General features: G+C 59.0%; 11 protein-coding genes and 1 riboswitch. Of the genes, 6 read left to right on the top strand and 5 right to left on the bottom strand.

Features of this window, described 5'->3' with window-relative positions:
- Window positions 1-119: 119 nt before the first annotated feature.
- Window positions 120-506, bottom strand: a complete 387-nt coding sequence (locus M2397_RS21235) for an MAPEG family protein (RefSeq protein ID WP_131697463.1) — start codon at window positions 504-506, stop codon at window positions 120-122.
- Between the two features lie 194 nt (window positions 507-700).
- Between M2397_RS21235 and M2397_RS21240 the strand changes: the two genes are divergently transcribed.
- Window positions 701-1,936 (top strand): sodium:proton antiporter, encoded by a 1,236-nt coding sequence (locus M2397_RS21240; RefSeq protein WP_131697464.1) that lies wholly within the window; start codon window positions 701-703, stop codon window positions 1,934-1,936.
- A 20-nt stretch (window positions 1,937-1,956) separates the two neighbouring features.
- Here M2397_RS21240 and M2397_RS21245 read toward each other — a convergent pair whose 3' ends face one another.
- Complete coding sequence (locus tag M2397_RS21245) at window positions 1,957-2,844, bottom strand: LysR family transcriptional regulator (protein WP_131697465.1); 888 nt, start codon at window positions 2,842-2,844, stop codon at window positions 1,957-1,959.
- A gap of 93 nt (window positions 2,845-2,937) precedes the next feature.
- Between M2397_RS21245 and M2397_RS21250 the strand changes: the two genes are divergently transcribed.
- Together M2397_RS21250 and M2397_RS21255 are read left to right on the top strand one after the other, a co-directional pair.
- Window positions 2,938-3,351: a VOC family protein gene (locus tag M2397_RS21250; protein WP_131697466.1), complete on the top strand. Its 414-nt coding sequence runs from the start codon at window positions 2,938-2,940 to the stop codon at window positions 3,349-3,351.
- 34 nt (window positions 3,352-3,385) lie between these two features.
- Entirely contained in the window at window positions 3,386-4,675 is a 1,290-nt protein-coding gene (locus tag M2397_RS21255) for a cation:dicarboxylate symporter family transporter (RefSeq protein ID WP_259244356.1), read from the top strand.
- A 55-nt stretch (window positions 4,676-4,730) separates the two neighbouring features.
- Here M2397_RS21255 and M2397_RS21260 read toward each other — a convergent pair whose 3' ends face one another.
- The 3 genes from M2397_RS21260 to M2397_RS21270 form a co-directional block, all read right to left on the bottom strand.
- The gene (locus M2397_RS21260) at window positions 4,731-5,621 is read right to left on the bottom strand and encodes a formate/nitrite transporter family protein (RefSeq protein WP_131697467.1); all 891 of its coding nucleotides are present in this window, start codon (window positions 5,619-5,621) and stop codon (window positions 4,731-4,733) included.
- Between the two features lie 71 nt (window positions 5,622-5,692).
- Window positions 5,693-7,624, bottom strand: coding sequence for a patatin-like phospholipase family protein (locus M2397_RS21265; protein WP_259244357.1), 1,932 nt, complete (start codon window positions 7,622-7,624; stop codon window positions 5,693-5,695).
- A gap of 103 nt (window positions 7,625-7,727) precedes the next feature.
- Window positions 7,728-8,132: an acyl-CoA thioesterase gene (locus M2397_RS21270; RefSeq protein WP_167656778.1), complete on the bottom strand. Its 405-nt coding sequence runs from the start codon at window positions 8,130-8,132 to the stop codon at window positions 7,728-7,730.
- Between the two features lie 199 nt (window positions 8,133-8,331).
- A riboswitch (S-adenosyl-L-homocysteine riboswitch) is annotated at window positions 8,332-8,438 on the top strand.
- Window positions 8,439-8,459: 21 nt separating this feature from the next.
- Between M2397_RS21270 and ahcY the strand changes: the two genes are divergently transcribed.
- The 3 genes from ahcY to M2397_RS21285 all read left to right on the top strand — a co-directional run bounded on the left by ahcY (window position 8,460) and on the right by M2397_RS21285 (window position 12,054).
- Complete coding sequence (ahcY, locus tag M2397_RS21275) at window positions 8,460-9,869, top strand: adenosylhomocysteinase (RefSeq protein WP_053128057.1); 1,410 nt, start codon at window positions 8,460-8,462, stop codon at window positions 9,867-9,869.
- Between the two features lie 172 nt (window positions 9,870-10,041).
- Window positions 10,042-10,887, top strand: coding sequence for a methylenetetrahydrofolate reductase [NAD(P)H] (gene metF, locus M2397_RS21280; protein ID WP_131697470.1), 846 nt, complete (start codon window positions 10,042-10,044; stop codon window positions 10,885-10,887).
- Window positions 10,888-10,971: 84 nt separating this feature from the next.
- On the top strand, window positions 10,972-12,054 hold the full coding sequence (locus M2397_RS21285) for a hypothetical protein (RefSeq protein WP_145336887.1): 1,083 nt from the start codon (window positions 10,972-10,974) through the stop codon (window positions 12,052-12,054).
- Window positions 12,055-12,062 lie beyond the last annotated feature (8 nt).

Below are 12,062 nucleotides of genomic sequence, written 5' to 3' on the forward strand. Positions count from 1 at the left end.
AAAACACCCCGTAGGAGCGAGCTTGCTCGCGAAAAACGTCAACGATAACGCAGCGCTTTCTGGCAGCCCGCGTCGTCTGTTCATTCTTCGCGAGCAAGCTCGCTCCTACATAAATCGGGTCAGATCGAGACGAAGAAGAAACTCGCAATCAACGCCATGCCCACCGCCCACACCAGCGAACGCAACATCGCCCAGTCGGCCAGGTAGCAAATGATGTACAGCAGGCGGCTGGTGATAAACAGCACGGCCAGCACATTGATGGTCACCAGTTCGGCCGTGCCGGCCAAATGGGCGATAATCACCGCCGCCGCAAACGCTGGCGTCACTTCAAAGCTGTTGAGCTGCGCACTGTGGGCCCGCTTGGCAAACCCGTCGAGTGTATCCAGGAAAGCACGCGGGTCGTGGTTCTGTCGTGGCCCGAACTTGCCGCCACTGAACTTGGCCACCCCCGTACACAGGTAAGGCAGAAAAATCGCGATCAACACACACCAGAAAGCAGCCGTCATCACTCATTCCTTTTGTAGTTTTATAAAGCGATTAGAGTTCTAGCACTAAAAACCCAATATCGCACCTAACCGCTATGAGCCGCGCGACACCGAAAGGTTCTACCGCACTTTCGCCCAAGACCTTGCAACCTCAAGCCGCCACTGCGGTCCATCCCCCCACTAACACTCCACCACCCACCGCCCAAGGACCCCGGATGCTTGAACTTGTCGCCGCCTTCATTTGCCTCACCACCCTGCTCACCTACGTGAACTTCCGTTTTATCGGCTTGCCGCCCACCATCGGTGTCATGGTCACGGCCCTGCTGTTTTCCCTGATCCTGCAAGGCCTGAGCCTGCTCGGCTACCCAGGCCTGGAGGAGCGCATCCAGCAACTGATCGGCCAGATCGACTTCGGCGACCTGCTGATGAACTGGATGCTGTCATTCCTGCTGTTCGCGGGCGCCTTGCACGTCAACTTGAACGACCTGCGCAGCTACCGCTGGCCCATCGGCCTGCTGGCAACCTTCGGCGTGTTGATCGCCACCGTGGTGATCGGCAGCCTGGCCTATTACATCTTCGCCCTGTTTGGCTGGCACGTGAGCTTCCTTTACTGCCTGCTGTTCGGCGCACTGATCTCGCCCACCGACCCCATTGCGGTGCTGGGCGTGCTGCGAACCGCCAATGCGTCGAAACCGCTGAAGACCACGATTGTGGGCGAGAGCCTGTTCAACGACGGCACGGCGGTGGTGGTGTTTACCGTATTGCTGGGTATCGCGCAGTTGGGCGAGACGCCGACCGTGGGCGCCACGGCCATGCTGTTCGCCCATGAGGCAATTGGCGGCGTGGTCTTCGGCGGGCTGATCGGCTACTTGGTGTACCTGATGATCAAGAGCATCGAACAGCACCAGATCGAAGTGATGCTGACCCTCGCCCTGGTGATCGGCGGCTCGGCGATGGCCACCGAACTGCACGTCTCCGCACCGATCGCGATGGTGGTGGCGGGGCTGATCATCGGCAACCTGGGGCGCAAGCTGGCGATGAACGACATGACCCGGCGCTACCTGGACGGCTTCTGGGAACTGCTCGATGACATGCTCAACGCGCTGCTCTTTGCGCTGATCGGCATGGAGCTGCTGCTGTTGCCGTTCAACTGGCTGCACGTGTTCGCGGCCAGTTTGCTGGCGGTGGCGATCCTGCTGTCTCGCCTACTGACCGTGGCCCCGGCGATCCTGTTGCTGCGCCGCTGGCGCACGGTGCCGCGCGGCACCATCCGTATCCTGACCTGGGGCGGTTTGCGCGGCGGGGTTTCAGTGGCACTGGCGCTGGCCCTGCCACTGGGTCCGGAGCGCGATCTGCTGCTGAGCATCACCTACATCGTGGTGCTGTCGTCGATCCTGGTGCAGGGCTTGACCATTGGCCGAGTCGTAAAGCGCATAGCCGAGCCTCAGTGAAGCTGTGAGCAATTACGTCGCTACATCACACGTTTGCCTAAGGGCGCACTGCGATTGCCCAGGTGTTCAAGCAAGTGCCGCATCGCCAGTGGGCGCCGCGGCGTCGAGCTATGCATGACGACCAGATCCCGCGCATAGCGCGGCGCGTCGTCGACCGGCAAGACACACAGGCCATTGCGAGACATCCCTGCCCACTGCGGCACCAGTGATACACCCATGCCTTGGGCGACCAGTATGACGATGGTTTCCAAGGCATCCAGCTCACACAACACCTGCGGATCAAAGGACTGTTCATCGAGAAAACGCTGGGCAATCTGCCCACCCCACGAACGAGCGTCATAGCGGATGAATGGCCGCTCGCGCAGCAATGCTTCTAACGTTTGCGTGCCAAACCCAGCGGGGGCAATCAGTATCAGAGGTTCAGCCCGCAACAAGGTCGTCGCCAAAGCCTTGGGTGGCTGAAAGGGTGGCCTGACAAGAATCGCCGCGTCCAGCTCCTGGGCCAGCAATCTCTCATAGAGGCTTCTGGAGTCACCCGGTGTGATCTTCAGTCTCAGCCCTGGTGCCGAAAGCGCCAGTCGCTCAATCGCCCCCGGCAAGACCCCGGTCAATGCCGTCGAAATGGCACCGATCTTGATCTCTCCCGATAAGCCATCTTGGCTCAGGTCCTCCTGCAACTCGCGCGCCTGTTCAATGACCGCATGAATTTTTGGCAGCAACAGCAGGCACTGGTCTGAGGGCCATGCGGCATGCGCAGTGCGCATAAGCAGCGTGCACCCCAGTGTTCGCTCAAGCGTCTTGACCCGTTGGCTGATCGCCGCTGCAGTACGGTTTTCACGTCGCGCGGCCGCAGCAATGGAGCCGGTTTCAATGACGGCGACCAGACTTCTCAGGAATCGAACATCCATAAGTTTTCCTTTCGCTCAGACCAAGGCGAACCCGTTTTACCCGGGTACACGACCTGTTTAATTTGAGGGTTCTCCCACACAGAGATGCCCCCCATGAACAGACCTTTCCACGCTGCATATCATGTTTATGACCTAAATCAGGCGCGCATTTTTTATCGAGATGTTTTGGGCTGCACGGAAGGCCGTAGCAGCGAGACCTGGATCGACTTCGATTTTTTCGGGAACCAGCTTTCACTGCACTTGGGCACGCCGTTTCCCACCACACGTACCGGGCTGGTCGGTGAGCATCGTGTCCTGATGCCGCATCTCGGCGTGGTGTTACCGCTTGAGGAATGGCTGACGCTTGCCGAACGCCTTACCCACCTGGGTACATGTTTCGAGATTCCGCCAGTGATCCGATTCGCTGGCGAGCCAGGCGAGCAACGCACGATGTTTTTTCTTGACCCCAGCGGCAACCCCATCGAGGTGAAAGGGTTCAAGGACTTCGCCGCGCTGTTCGCTCAATAAATCCCTGAAATCTACAACAATAAGGGGCACCTACATGACCACCAAAAAACCAACCAGCCTTGTGACTCGCATCATGATCGGTCTGGCCGCCGGGATAATCGTCGGCATCCTTCTCAACCAGTTTCCCGAACACAAGACGTGGTTCATTGACAATCTGCTGCAACCGGCAGGCGACTTGTTTATCAAGCTGATGAAGATGATCGTCGTACCTTTGGTCTTTGCTTGCATGACCGTCGGCATTGCCGGGATGGGAAATCCTGCCGCCTTGGGACGCGTTGGCGTGAAGACCTTCGTTTACTTCTTCACGATCACCAGTATTGCAATCGTCTTTGGTCTGATCGTTGGAAACGTCGTCGAGCCCGGCTCAGGTGCCGAATTTGGCAGTACGTTGCAGACGCCAGTAACAGAACTGGCCGCCAACGGCAAAACGCAGAATCTGGGGCAAACGCTATTGGCGATCGTGCCGGATAACATCGTCTTGGCCATGTCGCAGGGCAAGCTGCTCTCCGTGCTGTTTTTCGCCATCCTGTTCGGCTGCGCCTTGTCTATGCTGCCCGAGCAGCGCAAGGCCCCCCTGATCAGTGTGATGCAGGGCATCTCCGACACAATGTTCAAAGTCACCCATCTGGTCATGCATTACTCGCCGATCGGCATTTTCGGGCTGATCGCAGTTACCGTCGCCAGCTTTGGCCTCAGTGCCTTGCTGCCGCTGGCCAAACTGATCGGCACAACTTATGTCGCAGTGCTGTTATTTGCATTGTGCGTATTGGGCGCAGTTGCACGATTGGCGGGGGTCGGCTTTTTCCACTTGGCGCGGGAGATACGCAGTGAATTGTTGCTGGCCTACAGCAGCGCCGCGTCAGCAACAGTAATGCCTCAATTGATCGAAAAAATGGAGCGCTACGGTGCTCCGCGCCCTATTACCAGCATGGTTATCCCGCTGGGCTACTCGTTCAACCTGGATGGCGCATCGCTTTTTGCTGCGTTGGGCACGTTGTTCATCGCCCAGGCATATGGCATCGACCTGAGTCTGGCGGATCAGGGGATGCTGGTATTGATCATGGTGTTGACGTCAAAGGGCGCGGCGGGCGTGCCGGGTTTCATGTTTATCATCCTTACCGCGACCTTGACTGCGGCGGGTCTGCCCGTGGAAGGAGTGGCGATCATTGCAGGCGTGTATCGCCTGATGGATATGCCGGTCACAGCGTTGAATGTGCTGGGCAACGCGCTGGCGCCATTGGTGATTGCCCGGTGGGAGGGTCAACTGAAGGCACCTGACCGCACAATTGCCGCCGATTCTGCCAGCACGTCGCTCAAAGCCTGAAAGTCCTGATCCAGGTGCCTCGCAAAGAACGCGTTTGAGTCTTTGCGGGGCAATATCAGGCCTTTTTCTTGCTCTGAGAAAGCTGCCCCCGTGCGCCGGAGTGAGTTGCAGAAGGTGCCTTGGTTTCGCTACGAATCTGCGCATGGCTGATCAGCGCAAAGATGAAGCTGCCACCGATGATGTTGCCGGCCAGTGTGGGGCCGGCAAACACGAGCCAGAAGTCTTTCCACGGCAGCTCACCGGCAAACACCAGGTATGACACTTCCGCCGAACCCACCACGATATGGGTGAAATCCCCCAGGGCCATCAGGTAGGTGATCAGAATGATGATCCACATCTTGGCGCTTTCCATCGAAGGGATCATCCACACCATGGTGGCGATCATCCAGCCGGAGACGATGCCCTTGGCGAACATCTGGCCGGCGTCGTTTTCCATGATCTTGCGCCCGATGTCCAGGAAGGCCATGTCGGTCTTGGTGTCGAAGATCGGCAGGTGCAGCATCACATACGCCACCAACAGCGTGCCGCACAGGTTGCCCACCAGTACCACACTCCAGAGCCTTATCAGCCGCCCGGCATTGGCCAGTGTAGGCTTGCTCATCACCGGCAACACGGCGGTCAGGGTGTTTTCGGTGAACAGTTGCTGACGCGCCAGGATCACCGCGAGGAAGCCTGCGCAGTAGCCGAAGCTGGCGATCACCTTGAACGCTTCGCCGTCCGGCAGGCGTGAATTGAGCAGCCCCATGGCCATCAACGACAGGCCCATGGTCAAGCCTGCGGCCAGGGCCGACCACCACAAGGCGGCGACGCTGCGCTCCAACTCCTGGTCGCCCTGGGTACGGATGATTTCGTGGAGCACCGCGGCGCGGGGTGGCTGGTTCTTGTCCACGTCCTGTTGCTCTTCCTGCGACAGGTTGGGGGTCTTGCCGTCTTCGTGGGTAGCCATGATGTTCCAGAGTCCGAGGGGTGCCTGTAGCTACGACATGCTGGCGCGGTAGCTGTTCAGTGACCAGACAACTAAACCGGCATGCGCCAAGCCTTGGCCATCTCCACAGTGGTGGAACTGGAAGGCGTGCTCCAGGGTTTGTTGCGCGCCTGGTATTTTTCGCTGAGGTCATCGAGCACACGGTTGAACGCGAGTGGCGAAGTGGCCTCGGCCAAGTCTCGGGCTGCGCGCTGTAACAGTTCAACATTCGACGCCGGCTGGCCTGGTCGGAACAACGATGGGTAGATGACCTCCCGCGTAAAGCTCTCGGCACTCACCGCGATATCGCGCCGCTTCATTTCAGCGACAGCGCAGGTCATGACCCTGGAAGAGGGTGAAGCATCGCCGGCCCCCCGTTTGGCAGCCACTTGCAGCAACGCCTGGAAATTATGCTGGTCAGGGTCATTCAAGCGCCGTCCCAACCATTCGATCTTCTCGGGACTGCGGGCAAGTGCATCCAGATTACGAACTGCCGACGACAGCTTCGGTGTGAACAGCAAGCCATCATGGGACTTCTCGACCGCAGCAATCGCACGGTCCAGGGCGTGCAACACCTGCTTCGCTTCTTCTCGAAACATCAGCACACTGGTAGCGGCCGTGTCTTTCTGCAATGCCGGCTGCACACTGGCCAGTGTTTTATCATCCATCGCCAGCACCGCTTCATCCAGCGTACCGAACGAGTGAGACTCACGCGTCGTGGCACGACGCTGCAGATGCCCCTCCACCGCTTCACGCGCCCTCTCCTGCAGGTGCTGCTTGTACTCATCCTTCATGGTGAAGTTGACCGTACCGTTGAGCAGGCCGCGAAAATCGCCTTTTTCGGTATTAAGTGGCAACGCCAGCGTCTGGTCGGCAAATGCTTCGAGCCTTTTATCCTGGTAAGCCTCGGCGGCCGAGTGGGGTGTTCCCGTGATGCAGTCGACCAGGCTGCTGAAAAAACCGCCACGTTGGGCTGGCGCCCCGACGGGGTCTGACTCGAACTTGATGATCAGCGACTCAGACTTGCTCAGGGGGCTCTCGGAAAACAAACGGTCCACCACGCCTGACGCTGGTGTATTGAGCAGCAGGCCACCGTCCTGAAAGGCCGTGGTTTCAGATGCCATCTGGAAGCCATGCCCTTGTTCCACAGGGCTTTTGAACAGTACGGGCAACGAACCCGAAATACGCGCGGCGCGGGCGACATCCATGTCCGGAGTCAAACTGCTGTTGAACACTACCAACTGTGGGCGCCCACCAAACATGCCAGTACCCGTGATATTGAGTTGCTTGACCGCTGGAATATTGCGACTTAACACCTCAAGGTCGGCAAACGTGGGCGCGCCACCTGCACTGAGCTTGTCAGCAATGCACATGACTTCGGCGGGACGGGTTTCTCTGGGAGTGTCGGCAATATGACCAAGAAGCGCCTTGCGCGACTCGTCGCGGATCATTTCCTCCAGCGGAACGGCAGCGGTTTTCAGACGTGGCAGCAGGGTCATCAGCAACTGGGAAATGTTGCCGGCCAGGCCCGGCAAGCGCCCCACATGCTTGCCAAGCGTCGAACTGGCTTCCTGCAACCAGGCCGTCACAGGGTCTTTGCTGTTCAGCAGACTGGGCAGATTGATGTTGTCCGACAGCCCATCGAATGCTGCCGCCCCCATGCCACTGGCAACCAAAGCTGCGGAAATCGCGCCGGCGGAGGAACCGGAGATCACCCGAATGCCTTTCAGTGTCCCTGCGTCTTCAAGTGCCTGCACGCCTCCCGAGAAAGCGACGCCCTTGGCCCCACCACCACTGAGCACCAAATGCGTGACGGGCGGCGGCGATAACACCACCTCCACCCGCCCTTGAGGATCGCGAAGGAGGGTCAGATTGCGCTCGCCGCCACTGTCCACCAACAACGTCTTCGCCGTGTGATCGGCGCTGACTCCGGCATTTCCATGCAAATGAGACTGAACAGGAGTGACCGGATTGAGCACTTTCATGCACTGACTCTCTCTGCGGGGGTGTAATCCTGAGTGACGAGAGAGCCTGGAAAAGATCCACCCGGAACAACCTGGCAACAGAAATCAAACCGGTGGCATGTAATTATTCGCGAATGTCATCTTCCTGGAACTGGTCCTTTACATACTTGATCTCGGTACGGCCGTGGGGCGCGGGCAAGCCGTCTTCGCCGAGGTTGACGAAGACCATCTTCTCTACAGTCAGGATGCTTTTACGGGTGATCTTGTTGCGCACTTCACAGGTGAGGGTGATGGAGGTGCGGCCAAATTCGGTGGCAGTGATCCCGAGTTCGATGATGTCGCCCTGGCGCGAGGCGCTGACAAAGTTGATTTCGGAAATGTATTTGGTCACCACGCGCTGGTTGCCCAGTTGGACGATGGCGTAGATGGCCGCTTCTTCGTCGATCCAGCGCAGCAGGCTGCCGCCGAACAGGGTGCCGTTGGGGTTGAGGTCTTCAGGTTTTACCCATTTGCGGGTGTGGAAGTTCATGGTCACTCCAAAGCGTCTTGCCAAATGATGGGCAACATCATGGCAGAGCCTGCCCCCAAGCTCTATGCGCCATTGCCTATCAACCCCATGCGCGATCTGCATGCCGCCGACAGAAAGGCTTGGGAAGTATCGCGTACACGGCTATAATCGCCACCGCTTCAAAACGGTCATCTTCAGTTGATACCGTTTCTCCCGCCACCTGTCCGAGGGGCGCTGCAGCAGGTTCAACCTGTCAGGCTCGGATGGGGCGTTGTCCGGCCTGGTTGCCCTGGCCTGATACTAAACGCACAACGGCGCCCATTCGCACACTACGAATGGAGGCTCTTCATGAGCGCTGTAATTACGCCTGCAGATTTCAACGACTACAAAGTCGCCGACATGTCCCTCGCCGCCTGGGGCCGTCGCGAAACCTTTATCGCCGAATCCGAAATGCCAGCCTTGATGGGCCTGCGTCGCAAGTACGCCGCCGAGCAACCGCTCAAGGGCGCTAAGATCCTCGGCTGCATCCACATGACCATCCAGACTGCCGTACTGATCGAAACCCTGGTGGCCCTGGGCGCCGAAGTGCGTTGGTCGTCCTGCAACATCTTCTCGACCCAAGACCAGGCCGCTGCCGCCATCGCCGCCGCCGGTATCCCGGTATTCGCCTGGAAAGGCGAGACCGAAGAAGAGTACGAGTGGTGCCTGGAGCAAACCATCCTGAAAGATGGCGCGCCTTGGGATGCCAACATGATCCTCGACGACGGCGGCGACCTGACCGAGCTGCTGCACAAGAAGTACCCGCAGATCCTCGACCGCGTCCACGGCGTGACCGAAGAGACCACCACCGGCGTGCACCGCCTGCTGGACATGCTGGCCAAGGGCGAGCTGAAAATCCCGGCCATCAACGTCAACGACTCGGTGACCAAGAGCAAGAACGACAACAAGTACGGCTGCCGTCACAGCCTGAACGATGCCATCAAGCGCGGCACCGACCACCTGCTGTCGGGCAAGCAAGCCCTGGTGATCGGCTACGGCGACGTGGGCAAGGGTTCGTCCCAGTCCCTGCGCCAGGAAGGCATGATCGTTAAAGTCTCCGAAGTCGACCCGATCTGCGCCATGCAAGCCTGCATGGACGGTTTCGAAGTGGTTTCGCCGTTCATCGATGGCGTCAATGACGGCACCGAAGCAAGCATCGACAAGGCCCTGCTGGGCAAGATCGACCTGATCGTGACCACCACCGGTAACGTCAACGTCTGCGATGCCAATATGCTCAAGGCCCTGAAAAAGCGTGCCGTGGTGTGTAACATCGGTCACTTCGACAACGAGATCGACACCGCTTTCATGCGCAAGAACTGGGCATGGGAAGAAGTGAAGCCGCAGGTACACAAGGTTCACCGTACCGGCGCTGGCGCTTTCGACCCGCAGAACGACGACTACCTGATCCTGCTGGCTGAAGGCCGCCTGGTTAACCTGGGCAACGCTACAGGCCACCCAAGCCGCATCATGGACGGCTCGTTCGCCAATCAGGTACTGGCCCAGATCTTCCTGTTCGGCCAGAAATACGCCGACCTGTCGCCAGCCCAGAAAGCCGAGCGCCTGACCGTGGAAGTACTACCGAAGAAACTCGACGAAGAAGTGGCCCTGGAAATGGTCCGCGGCTTCGGCGGCGTGGTGACTCAGCTGACCAAGACCCAGGCCGACTACATCGGCGTGACCGTCGAAGGTCCGTTCAAGCCGCACGCTTATCGCTACTAAGTAATCAGCCCAACCTGCTCTACCTGTAGGAGCGAGCCTGCTCGCGAAAAACTCAAGGACACCGCGTACATCCTGTTTCTACGCGTTATCGTTGACGTTCTTCGCGAGCAAGCTCGCGCCTACAGTGCAGATGGGTTGCACAGTCGGCTTCTGAGTTTCAAAGGGTATGACCATGTCCCAAGACCGTCGCTACAGCTTCGAGTTCTTCCCCACCAAGACCGATGCTGGGCATGAAAAACTGATGGCGACTGCCAAGCAGTTGGCCACTTACAACCCCGACTTCTTCTCCTGCACCTACGGCGCGGGCGGTTCGACGCGTGATCGTACGATCAACACCGTGTTGCAACTTGAAAGCGAAGTCAAAATTCCCGCCGCTCCGCATTTGTCCTGCGTGGGCGACAGCAAGGCCGATCTGCGCGGCCTACTCACCCAATACAAGGCCGCCGGCATCAAGCGCATCGTTGCCCTGCGTGGCGACTTGCCGTCCGGCATGGGCATGGCCAGCGGTGAGCTGCGCCACGCCAATGACCTGGTGAGCTTCATTCGCGAAGAAAGCGGCGATCACTTCCATATCGAAGTGGCCGCTTACCCGGAGATGCACCCCCAGGCGCGCAATTTCGAAGACGATCTGCAGAATTTCGTACGCAAGGCCAACGCCGGCGCCGACAGCGCGATCACCCAGTACTTCTTCAACGCCGACAGCTATTTCTACTTCGTCGAGCGTGTACAGGCCATGGGTGTGAACATCCCGATCGTGCCGGGCATCATGCCGATCACCAACTACAGCAAGCTGGCGCGCTTCTCTGACGCCTGCGGTGCAGAGATCCCACGCTGGGTGCGCAAGCAACTGGAAGCCTATGGCGATGACGTTAAGAGCATCCAGGCGTTCGGCGAGCAGGTGATCAGCAATATGTGTGAAAAATTGTTGCAAGGTGGCGCGCCAGGCCTGCACTTCTATACCCTGAACCAGGCTGAACCAAGCCTCGCGATCTGGAACAACCTTAAACTGCCACGCTAGGCTGGTTTAATCGCTGTACCCGGCCCTCGTTATTACGGGGGTTTTTTTTCGTCTATATATCTCCGGAAAGGAAGCCTGCAGTACATGAATACAGCGTCCCCGACTCTCCGCCCGCAACTGGTGTACTTGGTATTCGGCGCCGAGACCTATCATCAGGAAGCCGTATTCAGCATCGCCAGTGCCCTGGCCCAACTGGGCGGCCCCCAGGACATGCCATTGGACATCCAGGTGTTCAGCGACAACCCGGCCCCCTATCGCGGCTTGCCGGTACAGGTTCACACGCTGGACGACGCCACGCGCAGACGCTGGAGCGAGCCCCACGGCTACCACTTCCGCACCAAACATGTGCTGTTGCGCCAGGTGCTGGAAACAGCGGAGCGCGCGCTGTTGATCGACACCGACACTTTTTTCCACGACTCGCCCATGGCGCTGTTCGAACGCGTCGCGCCCGGTACCGTGCTGTGCAATGCCTTCCAGGCCAAGTACGGCGACAACCGCGAAAGCGTGCTGTATGAAACCATGGCCAAGCACCTCGCAGACAAAGGCCTGGCCGACGACGACATGTGGCTGCTCAACTCCGGCGTCATGGGCCTGGCCCGGCAAGACGCGCACATCCTTGATCGCTCGATCGAGTTGATGGACGAACTGTTCCCGATGGCCCGGGGCGCCTACACCCTGGAAGAATTCTGCCTGTCAGTGGCCGTGTACCGCACGCTCAACGTGCGCCAGTGTCCCGACCTGATCCACCATTACTGGAGCCGCAAGCAGCTGTTCCGCGCCAAGGTAAAGGCGTGGATCACCAAGCACGCCGCAGACCCCATCTGCGCCAAGGCCCTGGCCGACACCCGCAATGTGTCTGCCCACCTGCCTCGTCCGCCGCGCCTGCAGCGCTTGATGTACAAGCTGATCACCCTGGCCTTGCCCAAACGCAAGCAGCAGTTCATCCGCGAAATCCTCTACGGCTGCTACGAGCACGAAAATGAATTCGACCAGGCCTGTGGCCCGGTCTGGTGGGACAAGGCCCTGCAGAATCAGGAAGAGCGGCAAAAATGCCCGGTCGACGCGCACCAGCTCGAACATTGGTTCGCCAACCCTGTGGTGCGCCTGATTCTGGGCGAGCGACGTGCAGCCATCTACGCACACCTGATGACTTCACCGACAAAATAGCGCTGCCC

It is taken from the genome of Pseudomonas sp. BIGb0381, from assembly GCF_024809815.1.
Taxonomy (GTDB): domain Bacteria; phylum Pseudomonadota; class Gammaproteobacteria; order Pseudomonadales; family Pseudomonadaceae; genus Aquipseudomonas.